The 18,522-nt window shown below is 72.5% G+C and carries 19 protein-coding genes and 1 pseudogene; 8 read left to right on the top strand and 12 right to left on the bottom strand.

Features of this window, described 5'->3' with window-relative positions:
• Positions 1-221: 221 nt before the first annotated feature.
• On the bottom strand, positions 222-656 hold the full coding sequence (locus ACH4PU_RS09915; RefSeq protein ID WP_398268768.1) for a MarR family winged helix-turn-helix transcriptional regulator: 435 nt from the start codon (positions 654-656) through the stop codon (positions 222-224).
• 166 nt (positions 657-822) lie between these two features.
• On the opposite strand from ACH4PU_RS09915, the gene ACH4PU_RS09920 reads away from it, so the two are divergent.
• Together ACH4PU_RS09920 and ACH4PU_RS09925 are read left to right on the top strand one after the other, a co-directional pair.
• Positions 823-2,319, top strand: coding sequence for an MFS transporter (locus ACH4PU_RS09920; protein WP_398268771.1), 1,497 nt, complete (start codon positions 823-825; stop codon positions 2,317-2,319).
• A 41-nt stretch (positions 2,320-2,360) separates the two neighbouring features.
• Positions 2,361-3,281, top strand: coding sequence for an NADP-dependent oxidoreductase (locus tag ACH4PU_RS09925; RefSeq protein ID WP_398268774.1), 921 nt, complete (start codon positions 2,361-2,363; stop codon positions 3,279-3,281).
• A 94-nt stretch (positions 3,282-3,375) separates the two neighbouring features.
• Here the strand turns inward: ACH4PU_RS09925 and ACH4PU_RS09930 are convergent, their stop codons facing one another.
• From ACH4PU_RS09930 to ACH4PU_RS09945, 4 genes are all read right to left on the bottom strand, one after another.
• Positions 3,376-4,281, bottom strand: a complete 906-nt coding sequence (locus tag ACH4PU_RS09930; protein ID WP_398268777.1) for a DMT family transporter — start codon at positions 4,279-4,281, stop codon at positions 3,376-3,378.
• 241 nt (positions 4,282-4,522) lie between these two features.
• A complete protein-coding gene (locus ACH4PU_RS09935; protein ID WP_398268780.1) occupies positions 4,523-5,428 on the bottom strand; it encodes a virginiamycin B lyase in 906 nt (301 codons plus the stop codon).
• A complete protein-coding gene (locus ACH4PU_RS09940; protein ID WP_398268783.1) occupies positions 5,421-6,014 on the bottom strand; it encodes a CatB-related O-acetyltransferase in 594 nt (197 codons plus the stop codon). Before ACH4PU_RS09940 ends, ACH4PU_RS09935 begins: the two co-directional genes overlap by 8 nt.
• A gap of 299 nt (positions 6,015-6,313) precedes the next feature.
• On the bottom strand, positions 6,314-6,880 hold the full coding sequence (locus tag ACH4PU_RS09945) for a hypothetical protein (RefSeq protein WP_398268786.1): 567 nt from the start codon (positions 6,878-6,880) through the stop codon (positions 6,314-6,316).
• Positions 6,881-7,179: 299 nt separating this feature from the next.
• Between ACH4PU_RS09945 and ACH4PU_RS09950 the strand changes: the two genes are divergently transcribed.
• The gene (locus ACH4PU_RS09950) at positions 7,180-7,839 is read left to right on the top strand and encodes a TetR/AcrR family transcriptional regulator (protein ID WP_398268789.1); all 660 of its coding nucleotides are present in this window, start codon (positions 7,180-7,182) and stop codon (positions 7,837-7,839) included.
• An 11-nt stretch (positions 7,840-7,850) separates the two neighbouring features.
• On the opposite strand, the gene ACH4PU_RS09955 is transcribed toward ACH4PU_RS09950, so the two are convergent.
• Positions 7,851-8,225, bottom strand: coding sequence for a hypothetical protein (locus ACH4PU_RS09955; RefSeq protein ID WP_398268792.1), 375 nt, complete (start codon positions 8,223-8,225; stop codon positions 7,851-7,853).
• Between the two features lie 253 nt (positions 8,226-8,478).
• Between ACH4PU_RS09955 and ACH4PU_RS09960 the strand changes: the two genes are divergently transcribed.
• The 3 genes from ACH4PU_RS09960 (at position 8,479) to ACH4PU_RS09970 (ending at position 10,010) form a co-directional block, all read left to right on the top strand.
• Positions 8,479-8,934: a helix-turn-helix domain-containing protein gene (locus ACH4PU_RS09960; protein WP_398269876.1), complete on the top strand. Its 456-nt coding sequence runs from the start codon at positions 8,479-8,481 to the stop codon at positions 8,932-8,934.
• Positions 8,935-8,944: 10 nt separating this feature from the next.
• Complete coding sequence (locus ACH4PU_RS09965) at positions 8,945-9,058, top strand: Scr1 family TA system antitoxin-like transcriptional regulator (protein ID WP_398268795.1); 114 nt, start codon at positions 8,945-8,947, stop codon at positions 9,056-9,058.
• Between the two features lie 136 nt (positions 9,059-9,194).
• Positions 9,195-10,010, top strand: coding sequence for a hypothetical protein (locus ACH4PU_RS09970; protein WP_398268798.1), 816 nt, complete (start codon positions 9,195-9,197; stop codon positions 10,008-10,010).
• A gap of 36 nt (positions 10,011-10,046) precedes the next feature.
• On the opposite strand, the pseudogene ACH4PU_RS09975 reads toward ACH4PU_RS09970, so the two are convergent.
• The 3 genes and pseudogenes from ACH4PU_RS09975 to ACH4PU_RS09985 form a co-directional block, all read right to left on the bottom strand.
• Positions 10,047-10,317: pseudogene (locus ACH4PU_RS09975) on the bottom strand (transposase); the annotation flags it as partial.
• Between the two features lie 68 nt (positions 10,318-10,385).
• Entirely contained in the window at positions 10,386-10,925 is a 540-nt protein-coding gene (locus tag ACH4PU_RS09980) for an NUDIX hydrolase (protein WP_398268801.1), read from the bottom strand.
• Between the two features lie 25 nt (positions 10,926-10,950).
• Complete coding sequence (locus ACH4PU_RS09985) at positions 10,951-11,832, bottom strand: DMT family transporter (protein WP_398268804.1); 882 nt, start codon at positions 11,830-11,832, stop codon at positions 10,951-10,953.
• 247 nt (positions 11,833-12,079) lie between these two features.
• Here ACH4PU_RS09985 and ACH4PU_RS09990 point away from each other — a divergent pair, with 247 nt between their 5' ends.
• Positions 12,080-13,087 (top strand): hypothetical protein, encoded by a 1,008-nt coding sequence (locus ACH4PU_RS09990; RefSeq protein ID WP_398268807.1) that lies wholly within the window; start codon positions 12,080-12,082, stop codon positions 13,085-13,087.
• A 52-nt stretch (positions 13,088-13,139) separates the two neighbouring features.
• Complete coding sequence (locus tag ACH4PU_RS09995) at positions 13,140-14,708, top strand: APC family permease (protein WP_398268810.1); 1,569 nt, start codon at positions 13,140-13,142, stop codon at positions 14,706-14,708.
• Between the two features lie 51 nt (positions 14,709-14,759).
• Here the strand turns inward: ACH4PU_RS09995 and ACH4PU_RS10000 are convergent, their stop codons facing one another.
• The 3 genes from ACH4PU_RS10000 to ACH4PU_RS10010 all read right to left on the bottom strand — a co-directional run bounded on the left by ACH4PU_RS10000 (position 14,760) and on the right by ACH4PU_RS10010 (position 18,495).
• Positions 14,760-15,029 carry an acyl carrier protein gene (locus tag ACH4PU_RS10000; protein ID WP_398268813.1) on the bottom strand — a complete coding sequence of 90 codons (270 nt, stop codon included), beginning with the start codon at positions 15,027-15,029 and terminating at the stop codon, positions 14,760-14,762.
• 28 nt (positions 15,030-15,057) lie between these two features.
• Positions 15,058-17,487 (bottom strand): hypothetical protein, encoded by a 2,430-nt coding sequence (locus ACH4PU_RS10005; RefSeq protein WP_398268816.1) that lies wholly within the window; start codon positions 17,485-17,487, stop codon positions 15,058-15,060.
• 99 nt (positions 17,488-17,586) lie between these two features.
• Complete coding sequence (locus ACH4PU_RS10010; RefSeq protein ID WP_398268819.1) at positions 17,587-18,495, bottom strand: class I SAM-dependent methyltransferase; 909 nt, start codon at positions 18,493-18,495, stop codon at positions 17,587-17,589.
• Positions 18,496-18,522: the final 27 nt, after the last annotated feature.

The raw sequence follows: 18,522 nt of genomic DNA on the forward strand, positions 1-18,522 counted from the left end.
GCGCCCGGCCCGCGCCGGGTGCGCGGAACCGGACCGGCCGTCAGAATACGGACGGCGGCGGCGATATGGGAGGGCGGGCTGTGCTCTGGCCGGATGCTCGCTCAGGCCCGGGCGCTCGCTCAGGTCCGGCGTCCGCTCAGGTCCGGCGTCCGCTCGGACCCGGCGTCCGCTCGGACCCGGGGCCCGCTCGGACCCGGGGCCCGCTCAGACCCCGGACCCGCTCAGGCCCGGCGCTCCAGGCCGGTGCGCAGTCGCTCCAGCAGTCCGTGCAGGACGGCCCGCTCCTCGTCGTCGAGGGAGTCGAGGGCGTCGTGGGTGGCCCGCATCTCCTCCCTGACCCGGCGGATGGTCTCCCGGCCCTCGTCGGTGGCGACCACGTTCTTCACCCGGCGGTCGGAGGGGTCGGGCTCCCGGCGGACCAGGCCGCGGGCCTCCAGCCGGTCGACGATGCCGGTGACGTTGGAGGCGTCGCAGACCAGCAGGGCGGCCAGGCCGCGCATCGGGACCGGCCCCTTGAGCTGGGCGAGCAGCTTGGCCTGGACGCCGGTGAGGCCGTGCCGGGCGGCGGAGGCGGAGAAGTCCTGCCACTGGGCGGTGCCGAGTGCCGCCACGAGTTCCAGGAGCTCGGACTTGCTGGGGGAGATCGAGGCGGTCATGACGGCAGTCTACTGAAGAGCTTGATGGCTTAAACCATTAACTTGACGACCTCAAGTATCGGGCCTACCGTTGCCCAGTTGCTTGACGACCTCAAGCATCAATGTCGTGAAGCATCAAGGGCATGAAGCACCAGCTTCGTGAAGCAAGCGGAGGAACGAACCGGCCATGACCACACCAGCGCCCGCCACCCCGGCCCGGCAGCGGAGCGAGACCGTCGTCGTCTTCGCCCTGAGCCTGGCCGCCATGGTGGTCTCGATGATGCAGACCCTGGTGGTGCCGATCCTCGGCCTGATCCAGAGCGATCTGGAGACGACCCCGGCCAACGTCAGCTGGGTCACCACCGCGACCCTGCTCTCGGCCGCCGTCTTCACCCCGCTGCTCGGCCGCTTCGGCGACCAGCACGGCAAGAAGCAGACGCTCATCGGCGTCCTCGTCGTCATGGTGGCCGGGTCCGTGCTGGCCGCCACCACCCACTCGCTGCTCTGGCTGATCGTCGGCCGGGTGCTCCAGGGCGCCGCCACCGCGATCTTCCCGCTGGCCCTGTCCGTCCTCCGCGAGGAGATCCGCCCGGCCCGGCTGCCCGGCGCGATGGCCCTGGTCAGCGGCACCCTGGCGTTCGGCAGCGGTCTCGCCCTGGTCGCCGTCGGCCTGCTCACCTCGGGTGACCACCCCGACTACCGCAGCGCCTTCTGGCTGGCCACCGGCCTCGCCGCGCTGGCCCTGATCGCCGTCGCCGCCCTCGTCCCCGCCACCCGCGAGACCACCGGCGGCCGGACGGACGTCCTCGGCGCCCTCACCCTGGCCGCCACCCTCGTCCTGCTCCTGCTGCCCATCTCGCAGGGCCACGAGTGGGGCTGGTCCTCGGCCCGCACCCTCGGCTGCTTCGCCGGCGCGGTGATCATGGCCGCCGTGTGGACGCTCGTCGAGCGGAAGGTCAAGGAGCCGCTGGTCGACATGCGGATGTTCGCCCACCGGCCGGTCCTCTTCGCCAACCTCGCCGGGCTGCTCGTCGGCTTCGGCTCGTTCGCCCTGTTCATCGGCGTCTCGTACCTCGTCCAGATGCCCTCCAAGCTCACCGGCTACGGATTCGACGCCAGCATCCTGCGGGCCTCCGTCGAGTTCCTGCTCCCCGGCACCCTGGTCTCGCTGCTCGCCGCGCCCATCGGCGGCAAGCTGGTCCGGCAGCACGGCCCCCGGCCGGTGCTCTACCTGGCCTCGCTCGCCGGCGCCCTGGGCTTCGCCTGGCTCGCCGTCGACCACGACCACGCGTTCTCGGTGATCGCCGGCGGGATGCTGGTCGGCGCCGGCATCAGCTTCGGCTACGCGGCCATGCCCGCCGTGATCGTCGGCAGCGTGCCGCCCCACCAGACCGGCATCGCCAACGGCATCAACTCCATCTCCCGCTCCACCGGCAGCGCCATCGGCAGCGCCATGGTCACCACCGTGCTCGCCTCCAAGAGCGTCGAGCACCTGCCGCCCGGCCTGCCCAAGCTGCCCGCCGAGAGCCAGTTCACCCTGACCTTCGTGATCGCCGCCGTGGCGTTCGGGCTGGTGTCGCTGGTCGCCGTGCTCGGACTGCGGAGGATTCACACCCTGCGGTCCGCTGCGGTGGCGGGCTCCGCCCCGGCGGCGGACGCTGAAACGGCAGGCGCCACGCGCTGAACACCAGGACCCCAGGACGTCAGGACCCGAGGAGCATCACCATGAAGGCTGTCAGCTACCGCGCCTACGGCGGACCCGAGGTCCTGGAGTACGGCGAGGTCCCCGAACCCAAGGTCGGCCCGGACTCCGTGCTCATCGGGGTCAGGGCGGCGGCCGTCAACCCGGTCGACTGGAAGGCCCAGGCCGGCTACCTCGACGGGCAGCTCGACGCGGTCTTCCCGGTCGTCCCCGGCTGGGACGTGTCCGGGATCGTCGTCCGGCTCGGCGCGGACACCCCCGAGTTCCAGGTCGGCGACGAGGTCATGGGCTACGTCCGGGAGGACTTCCTCTCCCGCGGCACCTACGCCGAGTTCGTCGCCGCGCCGGTGCGCACCCTGGCCCGTAAACCGGCCAACATCTCGTTCGAGCAGGCGGCGGGGCTGCCGCTGGCCGGCCTCACCGCCTACCAGGCGCTGCGGGCCGCCCGCGTCGGTCCCGACGACACCGTCCTCATCCACGCGGCGGCGGGCGGCGTCGGCTCCCTCGCCGTCCAGCTCGCCCGGAACACCGGCGCCCGAGTGATCGGCACGGCCAGCGAGCGCAACCACGCCTACCTGAGCTCGCTCGGCGCCGAGCCCGTCGCCTACGGGGACGGCCTCGTCGACCGCTTCCGCGCACTCGCCCCGGAGGGCGCCTCCGTCGTCCTCGACTTCGTCGGGGGCGGCGTCATCAAGACGTCCTCCCGCATCACCGTCCCCGGCGCCCGGCTGGTCTCGATCGCCGACCCCGCCGTGACGGAGATGGGCGGCCGGCTCCTCTGGGTTCGTCCCGACGCGGCGGACCTGGCGGCGCTGGGACACCTGGCGGAGCGGGGGCGGCTGTGCGTGGAGGTGGCGGAGGCGTTCCCGCTGGAGCGGGCCGCCGAGGCGCAGCGGCGGAGTGCGGAGGGGCACACGCGAGGGAAGCTCGTGATCGTGCCGTAGGGCGCGTACGGCGGGCCGGTGCCCCGGGCCGGCCCCTTCGCCGCTTCCCGGGGCCGCGCCCCGGACCCCGGAACCGCGCACCGCGCGGGTGCCCTCACGCGCCGGACGGGCCGGCCTCGGCCGGGGCCCGCCGGGGCCGGGACCGCGATACCGCCACCCCCGCCAGGCACAGCGCCCCGCCTCCGAGCGTCAGCGGCCCGGGCACCTCGCCGACGAACAGCCAGGACATCAGGACGACCAGCGCGGGCACGGCGTACGTCGTCGCGGCCATCCGGCTCGCGGTCGTACGGGCGAGGGCGTACGCCCAGGTCGTGAACGCGAGCGCGGTCGGAAAGACGCCCAGGTACACCATGCCGAGCGTGGCGGACGACGGAGCGCCGGCCGCCTCGTGGACGAGCTGTCCGGCGAACGGCAGACAGGCCACCGTGCCGACGAGGCACCCGAACGTCGTCGTCTGCAGCACGCTCGCGGTGCGCAGGGCGGGCTTCTGGGCGACGACCCCGGAGGCGTACGCCAGCGCGGCGAGCACACACAGCGCCACACCGAGCACGGACGAGCCGCCGTCCCGCGACATCGACAGGCCCACGGCCACGGCGCCCGCGAACGACACCGCCATTCCCGCGAGCAGCCGCGGCGGCATCGGGTCCCCCAGCAGCCGCGTGCTCAGCAGCGCGATCAGGATCGGGCCGATGTTGACGACGAGCGCGGCGGTCCCGGCGTCCACCTGCCGCTCACCCCAGTTGAGGACGACCATGTAGAGGCCGAACCAGAGCAGCCCGGATGTCGCGATGCCGCGCCACGCCGAGCGCGGCGGCAGCCCCTCCCGCCGTACGAGACAGAACACCCCCAGCGTCAGGGAACCGGCCAGCAGCCGTCCGAGCGCCAGCGCGCCCGGTGAGTACGCCGTGCCCGCGCTGCGGATCGAGACGAAGGCGGAGGCCCACAGCACCACGGTGACCAGGGCCGCGCCGGCGGCCAGACGGGAGGGACGAGTGTTCATCGTGTTCCTGTTCCTGGAGGTGAGGGGCAGGCGAGGCGAGGCGGACGGCGGGGCTGCGGAGGGCTTGCGACGGCGGCGCGGGGACGCCCGCGTGCCGTGTGCGCCGTGTGCGCCGTGCCGACGGGCCGGACGCGCCGGCGCCGCTCCGCCCCGCCGTCCGTCCAGCATCGGGTACGGACGGTTCGGCACCCGCCGAAGTGTGCCGAGCCTCGGTGCCTCGGCTCTCCGGCCCCTCGGCCCCTCAGCTCCTCGGCGCCTCCAGGCGCAGGATCGCCCCGGTCTCCAGCGCGACGTGCACAGCGCCGTCGGGCCCCACCGCGAGGCCGTGGGGCTCGCAGCCGGGATCCTCCAGGTCGTACTCCGAGATCTCACCGGCCGGCGTGATGTGCCCGACGCGCCCGGCTCCCCACTCGGTGAACCAGCAGCCGCCCCGCACCGGATCCGCGACGATGGCGTGCGGCCGGCTCCCGCGGTCGGGCAGCGGGAACTCGTCCGTGCGGCCGTCGGTGTCCATGCGCCCGATCTGTCCGGCGCCGATCTCGACGAACCAGAGCGCACCGTCCGTCCCGAGGGTGATGCCGACCGGCGCGGCCCGCGGCGTCGGCAGCGGGTGGAGCGTGACGTCTCCGTCCGGGCTCATGCGGCCCACGGCGTCCGCCTGGTTGAGGGTGAACCAGAGCGCGTCGTCCGGTCCGACCGTGATGCCGGACGGGAACGCGCCGCTCACCGGCAGCGGGAACTCCGTCACCCGGCCGTCCACGGTGATCCGTCCGATCCGGTCGCCGTGGAGCTGTGTGAACCAGAGCGCGCCATCGGGGCCGGCCACGATCCCGAACGGGCCGCTCTCCGGCCGCGGAACGGCGAAGGAGGCGGCCCGGCCGTCCACGGTGATCCGGCCGATCCGGCCGTCCTTGAGGCGGCTGAACCACAGGGCCCCGTCCGGCCCGGGGGTGATGACCGACGGACCGCAGGACGCCGAGTCGAGCGGGAAGCGGTCGAGCCGGCCGTCGGGGGTGAGGCGCGCGATCTGCCCGGCGTGGACCAGGGTGCACCAGAGTGCGCCGTCGGGGCCGGCGGTGACGGCGTACGGGCCGCAGCCGTCGTCGCCGACGGGCGTCCGGGTGAGGGTGACGGGTGTGTCAGGCATGCGAGATCCTCCGGGCGATCCGCTCGATGTCGGCGGGCGTGCCCGCCATGATGGTCCGGACGTGCTCCGTGACGCTTTCCACCGGCCAGTCCCACCACGAGGCCCGTACCAGACGCTCCACATCGGCGTCCTCGTAGCGGCGGCGGATAGGCCGGGCGGGGTTCCCGCCGGCCACCGTGTACGGCTCGACGTCGGCCGTGACGACCGAGCCGGCCGCGATGACGGCGCCGTCCCCGATCCGCACGCCGGGCATGCCGGTCACCAGATCGAGGGTGCGCTCCGCCCAGGCGCCGCCGAACATGGTGAACGGGAAGGTGGAGACGCCCATCGTCGGGTGTGCCGCGCCGGCCATCAGGAACCGGGTGCCGGCGGCGATCGCGCAGTACTTGCCGATCACCAGCCGCTCCGGGCCGTAGCCGTACAGCACGTTGCGGCGCTCGAACTCGGCCGCGCCGTCCGGGTCGTCGTAGTAGGTGTACTCGCCGACCTCGATCCGCGGGTCGGCGACCAGCGGGCGGAGGAGGACCACCCGGTCGTGTCCGGGCAGCGGGTGCAGGGTGGCGGGGTCGGGGATGGGTGCGTTCACGGGGTGTTCCTGGGGGGTGTTCCTGGGAAAGCGAGGCGGTCGGGGGCGGTGGTGGCCGGCCTTCGGGCCGGGCCGGCGGCGGGCCCGCGCGGGTCGGCCGACCGCGACCCGCCGGGGCGTGGGTGACGTCAGCGGTCGGTGTGGCGGCCACGAGCCGAGGAGTCCGTGCCCGGGTCCGGCGGCGATCACCGCGTCGGTCGGTGCCCGGACGGTCCTCTCGCGTCCGGCGGATCCGGATGCTCCCGGGCCTGGCCGCCGGCGGGCTCGGACGCCGGTGAATTGGCGCGCGTTCGGCGTCGTCAGCGCTCGCCGTGTGCCGGGGCGGTCTGGGGCCGGACGCCGGCGATGTAGCGCTTGGTGAACATCATCGGGGCGACGAAGCCGACGACCTGGACCGCGGTGGCGGTGGTCGAGTGGCCCTGGCCCGCGTGCGCGAGAAGCGCCAGGGCGGCTGCCGCCACCGCGAACGCGACGGTCCAGACGGCGGTGATGACGGCGTTGGTCCGCACGAACAGCGGCCGGCCCCAGATCTCCCGCGGGGTGGACTGCTTCGCGATGCCGAGCGTGAACGGCTTGCCCACCAGCAGCGAGACCCCCGCGATCAGGGCCAGGACCGCCGAGGACAACGCGGCCGAGTACGGGTGCAGGGCCGAGTGGGGGTCGGCGAAGGCCACGGCGGCGAGCACGGCGAAGAAAGCGGCCGACCAGGATTCGATGATCAGCGCGTCCGGGCCGTAGCCGGCGGACCGCTGCTTCACGATGACACCGACCGCCACGACCAGGCCGGCCAGCGCGGCCCATTGCCACTGCTGGGACGGCAGGACCGCGTAGACGATCCACGGCGAGAACGTGACGACATAGTTCACGGCGATTTTCCCCCTCGATCAATGATGCGCGTCCGGGCCCGGAGCGGCCGGGTCCGCGACTTCGGCCGCTCCGACACGGCCGGGAAGCCGAACGTGTCGTGAAGACCGGCCCTCGCCGCGCTGGAGACCCGACTCCTCGTCGGGACCGGAGGGGAACGCCGCGACCGCGGCGCTTCCCCCCGGAGCCCCCCCCACCACGCAAAACGACTCGTTTCGTTTCGACGTGGGGTGGATCATGCAGCGCTTGTATGCCCTCTGTCAAAACGATTCGTTTCGTTTCGACGCGTTAGCATCGGTGGGTGACTCCGCCCGACCTTCCCGCTCCGTCCCGACGCAACGAACGATCCGCCCGGGCGATCAGGGCGGCGGCCCTGCAACTGTGCAAGGAGCTCGGGTACCCGAAGGTCACCATGGACGCCATCGCCACCCGGGCGGGCGCGAGCAAGGCGACCATCTACCGCTGGTGGCCCTCCAAAGGGGCCCTGCTGCTGGACGCCTTCCTCGAACAGACCGTCGACGCGGCACCCTTCCCCGACACCGGCGACATCGTGGCCGACCTCCGCAGCCAGATGAACGCCGCCGTCGCCAGCATCGGCGGCCCGGAGCTCTGGCCGCACTACTCGGCGCTGATCGGCGAGGCCCAGCACCACCCCGAGCTCGCCCAAGCCGTTTTCGACCGCTTCATCGGCCCTTTGGAGCAGGCCGCCGCCGACCGCCTGCGCGCGGCCCAGGCGCAGGGGCAGCTCGATCCCGGCCGGGACCCGCACATCCTCATCGACCTGATGTACGGGGCGCTTTACTACTCACTGCTGCTCGTCCGCAAACCCGCCGGCCCCGCCTACGTCGACGCCCTCCTGGAGACGACGCTGCACGGCTGGATCACCGGCGCCGAGGCCGCCGACGGTGGCCGGAGCCCGGGCGGAGCCACTCCCAACGCCAGGCCCCCCGGTCGTGGTTGAGCGATGCGGGCTCAGCGCAACGGCAGGCTTTCCACGGTGAAGGACGGACTGGTCCGCGGGGCGCCGTTGAGGTACGTGTCCATCTGCGAGTTGGTCACCAGCAGCCGGTCCCCGCTCACGGCGACGCCCGTGGTCGTATCGGCCCCGGAGTAGGTGCGGGCGGAGACGACGGTGGCCCGGGTGGCGTCGTCGGACAGTCGCAGGGTGTCGACCTCGTTGTCCACGGAACGGGCGACGTACAGGGTGTTCCCCCGTCGCGCGATCCCGTCGGCGCTGGGCAGGGCCGGCGCGGCGATCCCGCGGACCTCGCCGGTGGCGAGGAATACGAACTGACGCCGCTCGGCGGCGTGGGGGTGCCTCGCCGGGCGGCCCGCTGCCTGCGTCAAGTGGCTGAAAGGCTCCCGCTGAACGACGTGTGCGGCGCCGCCGGCCGGGCATCACGACGGCAACAATCGAACGCAGTACCAGCCGTTGCGGTGCCGGCCGCCCGGTTCCGCTGACCCGTACTCCCTCCCGCCCCTATGCTCTGCCCCGCCCAGACCCGAAGGAACCGGCTCTCTCACGCGGGGGACGCAACCATGCCCGAACCCAGGCCGTTTACCGCCTCCCAGAGGCGCGTCGCCGAGCTAGGGCGAGGCCATCAGAGCGCATCGGCTCGCCAAGGGCTGGTTGCAGAAGCAGCTCGGCAAGGAGGTCGCGCTCGACAACACCGCCATCTCGCACTTCGAGAAGGGCAGTCACATCCCGCGCCGTGACGTCACGCTCCGCATCGACAAGGCGCTGGACGCGGACGGGGCCATCTTCAAGCTCCGCGACGAGCTCGACGACAATCCGGACGCGAAATGGCTGCAACGGTTCCTGAAGGAATACGCGCGGGCCACCACGATCCACCACATCACAGACTTCACACCGGCAGTGCTGGAGACGGTGGAGCACACGCGTCTGGCCCTCGAAGCCGGACTGCCGCTGTACGGAGGCGATCTGGAGAGCAAGGTCGCCTTCCGCGCCGAGTTGTGCGAGATCATGCTGCGCCCCGACCCGCCGCGTTTCCAGGTGATTCTGGGGGGAAGCGGCTCTCCACATCCGGACGGGTGACAAGCGAGTGATGCGTGCTCAACTGCTGCACCTCCTTGAGCGATCCCGCGAGTCCCACATCGACCTTCGCGTCCTGCCGTTCGTGACCGCCGTGGCCGAGCCGAACGGCCCCTTGTCCCCCTGATCGCGCCTACCGGCGCACCCGCCCAGCTTGTTCTTCAAGGCCGGACCGGGCTGGTGGCGACGGGCGGCACTGCGTCGCCGACCGCCCCGGGCAAATCCGTTGGCCCCGAGAGCCTTCGGACGACAAGACTGCGCTGGTGAACACCCTGCCGCCGTCGCCCGGCCCGCTTCCTCTGCCAGTACCGGACCCGCGTGCCCGAAACGTCGTTCCCGACTATGCGGGCATGGACGCCTTGGTGGCAGACCTGGTTCTGCCCGGCGACGCGTCGATGTATGTCATGAGCGCGATGGAAACCTCCCGCGAACTCATCCGGCACTCCTATTACCGGTACGAGTTCGCCACCGTTGCCGTCACGCATTCCCTGTTCGCCCTGGAGCACGTCCTCGCCGAGTGCCTGGCCATCGACGAACCGGTCCAGGACCTCGTCGAGCGGGCCGCCGACGCAGGGCTCATCCCGGCCGAACTCGCTGCTGAGCTCGACCGTGGCCGGCTACTGCGCGACGAGCTCGCGCAGGGCGCTGTGACAAGTGCCGCTGTCGGTCCGGTCACGGCCATCGGCATGGTGCGTGCCGTCTTCGATGCCGTTTCCCTGCTCCTTCGCCCGCCATCGGCGGCAGACGTGGCAGCTGTCGACCTGGACGGAGCGCAGACCGAAGACCGGCTCGCCCGGCTGTGGGAGGAACACCGGCGCGCCCCGTACCCGGACAGCTTCCGCGGCATCGACGTCGAGGGAGTGGAGCTGGTCCTCCTGGACGCCGACGTCGCCGGCCTCGTCCAGAGCGAGCTGAACGGTGGGCTCGACGACAGTGGCATCGCCCTCCTCTGGGCTTGCATCGCCGACCTCGACAAGGTCGTGACCTCGATCAACTCGGAGTACTGCGCCTCCTACTTCGCGAGACTTCGGACGATGGCCAAGCTCGCGGCAGCCCGCTACATCCCCACCGCGATCTGACACGCGGAGTCCGCATGGGACCTCTCACGGCACTCGTCAAGGTCTGGCCCGGTCGCGTTCGATGATGGTCTCGGGGCGTCTGACGGATTTGCCCACGTCGTGGCGGGGTGGCGGGCTGCTGGTTCTTGGAGCCGAGCGGCCTGCCGGAGCCGGGGCGGGCGGGTTTGGGCGCACGGCCGGGCAGGGCAGGTGGGGGCGGAGGTTTCCGAACCCCCGGCCCGGACCCTTGCGGGGGTGAGCCTGTTTGGTTCCAACGGCTGTTTGGTTCCAACGGCCGCTCCCAAGGCCGGCGGACGTCCTCCTCCGCCTATGACGCGCGTACCGGGCTCTCGACCGATGCGGGTGCCGACGGTCTGTGATCAGTGGCCGGGCGCCTCACCCCGTCCGCCACTCCCGCAGCCTCCGCCACGCCTCCAGGCCGTCCGGGACCCACTGCCACTCCGGCAGGCGCCGCGCGACCTCGTCGTCCGGCAGGAAGCCGTGCCAGGCCACCTCTTCCGCCTGCGGCCGGACCGGAAGATCGCACCGGACCTCGTAGACGGCCGACCACCAGCCCCCGTACTGCTCCGAGCGGTACAGGAAGCGGAACAGGGGAGTGGGGGCGGGGAGGCCGGTGACGCCCAGTTCCTCCTCCGCCTCCCGGAGGGCCGCCTCGTCGTACGTCTCGCCGGTGCCGACCACGCCGCCGACGAAGAGGTCGTAGTGCGAGGGGAAGACCAGCTTCCTGGCGGTGCGGCGGTGGACGAAGAGGCGGCCCTCCGCGTCGCGTACCTGGATGAACGTGCAGCGGTGGAGGAGGCGGCGGGCGTAGATCTCGGCTCGGGGGGCCCGGCCCACGACGTGGTCCTGTTCGTCCACCACGTCCAGGATCTCGTCCGCCGACAGGGGCTGAGGGTGATCGGTTCGGTCGGTCATGGAGACATTCAAGCGGGAGGGGGTCTCAGTGCGGCTGGAGGTCCCGGAGTTCCGGTGCCGTCGTCCCCGGCGGCATCGCCGGGTGGCGGCCGATCAGGATGATGCCGACGACGATCGCGGCCATGCCGGCCGCCTGCCAGGCGAGGGCCGCCGGTGTGGTGCGCAGCTGGTCGCCCAGGAAACCCACGCCACAGGCGATGCCCGCCAGGGGCTGGGCCGCCGTCAGGGCGGGCAAGGACATGCGCAGGGGGGCCGTCTCGAAGGCGCTCTGGACCAGGACCAGGCCGGTGACGCCCAGGGCCAGGACCACGTACGGCTGCCAGCTGATCACCAGGGACGCCCAGCCGCCGTCGCGGAAGCGCTGGCCGCTGACCCGGGTGAGGGCGTCCTGGAGGCCGTACAGCAGGCCGGCGGCGACGGCGAGGGTCGCGGCCTCGGCGCTCATCCGGAGGCGCTTGGAGACGGCCGCCAGAACCAGTGCGCCGCCGATGACCAGGCCGACGATCAGCCAGTGCCGGAGCGGGTCGGACACCGATGCGCCGCCGTGCGGGCGGCCCGCGACGATGAAGGCGGTGACACCGCCGGCCAGCAGCCACAGGCCGCCCCAGCCCGTCCAGCCGAGCGGCTGCTTGGTCTGCCAGCGGGAGAGGGCCATGGCGAACAGCAGGTTCGTCGCGAGCAGCGGTTCGACCAGCGACACCTCGCCGCCGCCCAGCGCCACCGCGCCGAGCGCCATGCCGCACACCATCAGGCCGATCCCCGCCAGCCAGCGCGGCATCCGGACCAGGTCCAGCAGCAGTCGGAAGGAGAGGAAATCGCTCATGGGGGCCCGCTGTGCCGCGTTCTGCTGGAGGACGAACCCGACACCGAGGCAGAAAGCCGCGCTCAGGGCGAAGGCGAAGACCATACGTCGCGCACCTCAAGACCTGCCGGTCATCAGCGAATTGACCAGGTAGACGATAGTCGCCGCACGGACGGTACGCCGTCCGAGTACCCCGCTTTCGGACGTTCATCCAGACCGGAGCGGACGGGACCGTATCGCCCTTGACGGGAAGCTGTGACTAACGCTTTGCTGTGCGTGATCAAAAATGCCGGTCAGCGGGCACCCGGGTCCGGGCCCCCGCAGGGACGCACGCCGCGGAGGACGCCCGACGATGACCCCTCCACCCCCCTTGGGCCGCTCTCGGCTGGGGGGCGGGCCGACCTTCGACTCCGCACTCGACGACACCGAGCTGGTCACCGTCCGTGACGAGCTGGCCCGGGGGCGGTGGGCCGAGACCCGCCGGCTCCTCGCGGAGACCGGCGACGACTGGGACCTGCGCGGCCACCGCCTCACCACCCTCGCCGCCGTGTCCACCAGCACCGCCTGGGGACGCGAGTGGCTGCTCGCCGAGCCCGACAGCGCCGACGCCGCCGCCCTGCTCGCCTGCGCCGCCGTCCACCGTGCCGTACGCCGTAAGAGCGACGCCGAGAGCGCCCGGAGCCTGTGCCGGGCCGCCGCCCGGATGGCGCCCCACGACCCCACCCCCTGGCTGGGACTGCTCCTCCTGGCGCACGCCGGCGTCACCGACGACGAGCCCGCCCGCTGCTTCGGCCAGGTGCGGGCCCGGCACCCCGAGCATCACCACGCCCACCACCTGATGGCCGCCTGCCTGGCCGGGCACAAGGCCGACCACGACGACCCGCTGCACGAGGTCTACGACTTCGCCGCCTGGGCCGCCGAGCAGGCCCCCGCCGACTCGCCGCTGGCCCTGCTCCCCGTCGTCGCCCACGCCGAGCGCTTCCGCGCCCTGGCCCGCGCCGGCACCCTGCCGCGCGACCCGGGCGCCTCCGGGCACTGGGCCGGCCGCCGGGCCCGCCAGGTGCTCAAGACGGCCTTCGACTGGTGGCTGGAGTGGGACGTCAACGACACGGACGACGCGCCCGAGGCGCCCGGCGACCCCCGCGTCCCCCGGACACCCGCCGCCCCGCCGCACCCCCGGCACAAGGTCGACCTGAACTTCCTCGCCCACGCCAAGCTCCACGAGGGCCGGCTGGCCGAGGCCGCGGCGCTGCTCATCCGGATCGGCCCGCACGTCACCCGGGAGCCCTGGGCCTACCCCGACCGGGACCCCAAGGCCGCCTACCGCGCCGCCCGGCGCGCCGCCCTCGGCTCCCGGTGAACAACGCAGGACATTCCCCCCGCACACCCACCCCAGTGAGGACGGCCCCCGCATGCCCACCGGCAGGACGACATCAGGCAGGACGACATCAGGCAAGGCGACACCCGGCGAGATCAGCACCTTCAAGGGACAGGAGAGGAGCCTCCGCGCCGACCGCATCGGCCTGGCCGGCCTCCTGATGTCCGTCGTCGCCGCCAGCGCGCCGCTGATGGTGACCACCGGCGGCATGCCCGTCACCTTCGGCGTGCTGGGCGTCGTCGGCGCGCCCCTGCTGTACGTCATCCTCGGGCTGATCCTGCTGCTGTTCAGCTTCGGCTACGCCGAGATGAGCCGCCATGTGCACAACGCGGGCGCCTTCACCGCGTACATCGCCCGCGGCCTCGGCGGCACGGCCGGCGCCGGGTCGTCCATCGTGGCCCTGGTCTCGTACAGCGCCATGCAGTGCTGCATCTACGGCCTCTTCGGCTTCGAGCTGTCCAACCTGCTCCAGCGGCACCTGGACGTGACCGTCGCCTGGTGGATACCCGCCCTGATCGCCGTCGTGGTCGTCGGCGTCCTCGGCTGGCTGAAGATCGACCTGAACGTGAAGGTGCTCGGCGTCCTGCTGCTGATCGAGGTCGTGATGGTCCTCGTCTTCGACGTCGCCGGCCTCGGCTCACCCGGACCCGAGGGCGTCTCGCTGCGCGCCTTCCACCCCGACACGCTCTCCGGCGCCGGCCTCGGCACCGCCTTCTGCGGCACCATCGCCTCCTTCGTCGGCTTCGAACAGGCCGCCGTCTACTCGGAGGAGACCAGCCGCCCCCAGGTCGTCGTCGCCCGGGTCACCTACCTCGCCGTCGGGTTCATCGCCGTCTTCTTCGCGGTCAGCGCCTGGGCGCTGACCGTCGCCGCCGGGCCGTCGAAGATCCACGAACTCTCCCTCAGCGAGGGCCCCAACCTCCTCTTCGGGCTCACCGAGGACCGGCTCGGCTCCGGGTTCACCGACGTGATGCACCTCTTCTACGTCACCGGCATGTTCGCCGCGATGCTCAGCTTCCACAACGTCGTCGCGCGGTACGCCTTCGCCATGGGCCGCGAGGGGCTGCTGCCCGCCGCCGTCGGCCGCACCTCCCGGACCAGCGGCGCCCCCGCCCACGGCTCCCTGCTGCAGAGCACCGTGGCGCTGCTCGTCGTCATCGTCTTCGCCGCCACCGACGACAAGCCGACCGGCGACCCGACGGCGCCCGTGCTGCGGCTGTCCAACTGGCTGGGCAACGTCTGCGCGCTCGGCGTCACCGTGCTGATGATCGCCGCGTCCGCCGGTGTGATCGTCTTCTTCGTACGGCGCGGCGCCGCCCGCGCCCAGGCGTGGCGGCTCGTCGCCTCGGGCGTCGCCGGGCTGGCCCTGACCGTGATCGCCGTGATCACCGTCCGGGACTTCGACGCGCTGGTCGGTTCCGGGCCGGGCTCGCCGCTCCGCTGGCTGCTTCCGGGCATCGTGCTGGTGGCGCTGGTCGCCGGGCTGGTGCTGGGGGCCGTGCTGAAGTCCGTACGGCCGGAGGTGCACGCTCGGATCGGGCTCGGGAACGAGGCGTTCCAGTTGGAGAAGGCGGCGGCGAACGAGGCGGCCGGACGGGCCTGAGCCCCCGGTCCCGGGCGGCGCGGGCACCCGAGCCCGCGCCGCCCGCCCGGTTCACCCCGCCGCCGCCGCGTCCCGCCGGGAGACCAGCCGCTGCACCAGGTCCACCACGTCGCCCACCGTGCGGACGTACGCCAGTTCCTCGCGCTCCACCTGCTGCCCGAGGTCCCGCTCCAGGACGGTGATCAGCTCGACGTAGTCCATCGAGTCGACCCCGAGGTCCTCGCGCAGATCGGTGCGGAGGTCCTCGACGTCCTCTCTCGGCACCACCACGGCTTCCGCGAGCAGGTTGATCACCCGCTCCTCGATCTCGGCCCGGTTCATGGCCGCCTCCTCATCTCTCCGGTAGGGGTCACGGCTTCGCCGGCCGCTCGGGCAGCGGCACCCCGGCCACCGCCAGGGCCTTCGGCGACAGCTCGTCGCGCTGCCAGCCGAGCGACGAGAACCGGCTCAGGCCGTCGCCCTCGTTGTTGTGGCCCAGCAGCACCGAGTACAGGTTCACCGTCTCCGGCTCCTGGAGCTGCTCCGCGAACGGCACGTCCTCGAACCGGGTCACCCGGCGGTGCCGCACCAGCAGCGAGCCGTACCGGCGGTCGTAGTCCTCCGGCGTGAACGTCAGCACACCGCACTGGCCGTCGACCGCGCCCGGGTCGACGCTCTCCCGGTAGGTGCGGATCACGGAGTGGCTGCCGTTGACGAACCGGAAGATCGTCAGGTTGCGGCGGAACGCCGAGTGGTCCACGGCGATCTGCTGGACGAGCGTCGGCACGATGTCCGGCACCATCGCGGCCGTGCCGTCGCCGGTGAACGAGATGACGTTCTCGTCCCGGCGGGTCGCGATGCCCGGCAGCGCCATCAGCCCGTCGCCCATCAGCCCGCGCCCGTACCAGCCGGAGAACGACTTGCTGGTGCGCGGCAGGCTGTTGACCGCCGACAGGCCGGCCCGGCCGATGTCGTAGACGCCGACGTAGCGGTAGTCCTGCTCGCGGATCAGCCCGTCCAGGACGCCGCGCAGCCGCCGGAAGAAGTGGTTGGTGGTCATGGGCAGCACCGGGAGCAGGCCGATGACGTCGCCGTCGGACTCCCGCGACGAGGCGATGGCCGCGCGGCGGTACGCCAGCACCTCCGGGTCGACGTCCAGCCGCTCCCGCAGGGCGCGCAGCACGCCCTCGATGTCGGCGACCACGCCCAGGCCGGTGAACGGCGCCCGGTCGACCTCCCGTTCGACGATCTGGACGGGGGCGAGCTGCCGCAGGGAGATCTCCGAGAAGGGGGTGTCGATCTGCGGTATGGGGGTGCCGACGAACATCACGGCCTGCTCGCCGGCGGGCCGCAGCGCGCCGTCCTTGTACAGGTACTCGAAGACGCGCGGCGAGTAGCCGTACATGCTCAGCGTGCCGATGTACTCGTCGACGGTCCGGCCGTCCCGGTAGCGGCTGACGGTGCCGGGCTGGGCCACCGAGTCGGCGAGGCCGATGCCCGCCTCCCGCGCCAGCTCGTACATCAGCTCCAGGGCCGGGCCGCTCAACGGGCCGACCTGGCACAGCAGTCGGCGACGCTCGGTGTTGAGCAGGGTGACCAGCCGGTCGACCTCGGGGGAGCGGACCGCCTCGACGGCCGGGCGCGGCGCGGTCCGGGGGATCTCGGGGCGCTGCTCGTCGGGGAGCGTCGTCTGGAGGACGTCGCGCGGCGCGATGATCATGACCGGGCCCTTGCCGGCCGAGTACGCCTCGAACGCCTCCGCGAGGCCGCGGGCGATGTCCGCGGAGCGCGGGATGTGCACCACCGGGAAGCCACGGGCGAGCAGCGAGGGACGGCTGTCCTCGGTGAGGTGCATGGTGCCCTGGAAGGGGTGCCAGGCGTCCAGTTTGGAGTCGCAGCAGACGATGAAGCCGCGGGTGCCGACGGAGATGTGGTTGGCGAGCGTGCCGCGGAACTCCTCGTGCATGCCGCTCGTCGCCACGATCGCGAACGGCGCCCCGTCCAGCGTCCAGCGGGCCAGCGCCGAACAGGCCAGGCTGTGCTCGCTCGGACCGCGCACGATCGGGTTGCCGTTGCCGACGGCCCGCCGCTCGATGTCGTCGATGAACGTCGCGACGCCGGAGCCGGTGTAGTAGTGCAGGCCCCAGGACGTCCCCGCCTCGGCGGTGAGGAAGTCGGCGAGGGCGTCGGCCATGGTGCTGGTCTTCAGGGCCGGCCGCAGCCGCCGGTTGGAGTGCAGCTGCACGGAGTCGACGAACGCGCAGGCGAGGTCGGCGGTCACCACCCACTCCTCGTCGGGCGCCCAGCGCGGGGTGAACAGCTCGACCGAGTAGAAGCTCTCGACGTCCGGGTCCGTGTAGACGTGCACGGTGTACGGGCTCGGCTCGAACTCGACGGCGTCGCCCAGGGCCGCGGCCAGCTTGGCCAGCCGGGTGTTGAGGTCGTCGGGGGAGGTCATCCGGTAGCGGAGCTCCCGGTGGTCGACGACCAGCAGGCTGAGCACGGCCTTCCCGTCGCCGGCCGCCTCGGCGACGGCGCTCTCCACGCCCGCCAGCGAGTCGGCCGTGACCAGGGTGAACCGGTCCTCGGGGCCGACCAGGTCGAGGAAGCGCAGGCCGCGGTCGACGACTTCCCGGTAGGCGTCGGTGCCGTCGTGACCGGCCGGCTCCACCGGGGTGACGACGTCGCGCGCGCCGGCCAGGTCCCGCAGCGCGCGGGCCGCCGCGGGGCCTGCGACGTCACGGTCGGAGACGACGGCCACCAGCCTCCGGAGGCCGCCGGAGTGGGGGTTTTCGGGCATCGGGCACATCCCAACGGTAGTGGTGTTTCAACGGATCGCCGGGGGCGGCGGGGTCGGGCGGAACGCCGGTCGGACGTCACGCGGACGCCGGCCGAAAGGTCAGGCGGGACGTCGGTCGGAAGGCGCTACGGATTCCGGGTCGCGCAGCCGGACGACGGCCGACCAGAGGGCGTTCCCCGGATGCCGCGGATCGGCCTGGGGGAGCCGGGAGACGAGCCGCATCAGCGGGGAAAGGCGACGCCATTTCGCCGCCGCGGACAACTGGGTGCCGACGCGTTCCACGGCCCAGCCGGCGCGTTCGAAGAATGCGACTCCGTCGTCCGGTGCGAATACGACGGGCGCGTTGTTCTCGCGGCTCGCCCGGGCCGAAAGCCGGCGGATGAGCGGGCCGATGACGTCGGCCGTCCACCATGTCACCCGGCAGGATTTCAGATCCGCCGAGAGGGCGTGGACCTCGGACGCGTCCAGATATAGCAGAAGCCCTTCCGTGATGACGAGCGTCCGGCCGCCGCCGGCCGTCGCCGAGGCCAGGAAGGCGCGGCGGGCGGCGGCGTCGGTGAGGTCCACGGCGGTGCGGGAGAGGACGCAGCGCGGCTTCTCGGCGGCCAGCGCCCGCTCCTTCTCCTCGACGATCCCCGGCAGGTCGGCCTCCACCCACTCCAGGGAAGAGGGCAGGTCGAGGCGGTACGGCCGGGTGTCGAAGCCCGCCGCCAGGTTGATCACCCGGGTGCAGCCCTCCGCCACGCACTCCTCGACCAGCAGGTCGATGAGCTTGGTCCGGGCGATGAAGAACCAGCCGTTGCCGAAACCCCGCCGAGCCTCCTCGGCGATCACCCGGCCGCGCTCGCCGGCCAGCGCGGCCGCGTACGGATCGCTGAACAGCCGGTCCCGGCGGGCGGATTCCCTGGCCCGGTACTCGGCGACCCAGCGCGCGGTATCCGAGACATTGTCGATAACCGGTTTCCGCTCACCCGAGCGGACCCTTTCAGGGGAACCGAGAGGTTTCAACTGCCTTTCCTCCTGGGGAGTTTGCGA

It is taken from the genome of Streptomyces sp. NPDC021100 (assembly GCF_044333095.1).
Taxonomy (GTDB): Bacteria; Actinomycetota; Actinomycetes; order Streptomycetales; family Streptomycetaceae; genus Streptomyces.

What these genes read in the sequence shown, in the direction of transcription:
- ACH4PU_RS09915 (WP_398268768.1), bottom strand. Translation starts at nt 656, where the DNA reads ATGACCGCCTCGATCTCCCCCAGCAAGTCCGAGCTCCTGGAACTCGTG.
- ACH4PU_RS09920 (WP_398268771.1), top strand. Translation starts at nt 823, where the DNA reads ATGACCACACCAGCGCCCGCCACCCCGGCCCGGCAGCGGAGCGAGACC.
- ACH4PU_RS09925 (WP_398268774.1), top strand. Translation starts at nt 2,361, where the DNA reads ATGAAGGCTGTCAGCTACCGCGCCTACGGCGGACCCGAGGTCCTGGAG.
- ACH4PU_RS09930 (WP_398268777.1), bottom strand. Translation starts at nt 4,281, where the DNA reads ATGAACACTCGTCCCTCCCGTCTGGCCGCCGGCGCGGCCCTGGTCACC.
- ACH4PU_RS09935 (WP_398268780.1), bottom strand. Translation starts at nt 5,428, where the DNA reads ATGCCTGACACACCCGTCACCCTCACCCGGACGCCCGTCGGCGACGAC.
- ACH4PU_RS09965 (WP_398268795.1), top strand. Translation starts at nt 8,945, where the DNA reads ATGCGTGCTCAACTGCTGCACCTCCTTGAGCGATCCCGCGAGTCCCAC.
- ACH4PU_RS09980 (WP_398268801.1), bottom strand. Translation starts at nt 10,925, where the DNA reads ATGACCGACCGAACCGATCACCCTCAGCCCCTGTCGGCGGACGAGATC.
- ACH4PU_RS09985 (WP_398268804.1), bottom strand. Translation starts at nt 11,832, where the DNA reads ATGGTCTTCGCCTTCGCCCTGAGCGCGGCTTTCTGCCTCGGTGTCGGG.
- ACH4PU_RS09990 (WP_398268807.1), top strand. Translation starts at nt 12,080, where the DNA reads ATGACCCCTCCACCCCCCTTGGGCCGCTCTCGGCTGGGGGGCGGGCCG.
- ACH4PU_RS09995 (WP_398268810.1), top strand. Translation starts at nt 13,140, where the DNA reads ATGCCCACCGGCAGGACGACATCAGGCAGGACGACATCAGGCAAGGCG.
- ACH4PU_RS10000 (WP_398268813.1), bottom strand. Translation starts at nt 15,029, where the DNA reads ATGAACCGGGCCGAGATCGAGGAGCGGGTGATCAACCTGCTCGCGGAA.
- ACH4PU_RS10005 (WP_398268816.1), bottom strand. Translation starts at nt 17,487, where the DNA reads ATGCCCGAAAACCCCCACTCCGGCGGCCTCCGGAGGCTGGTGGCCGTC.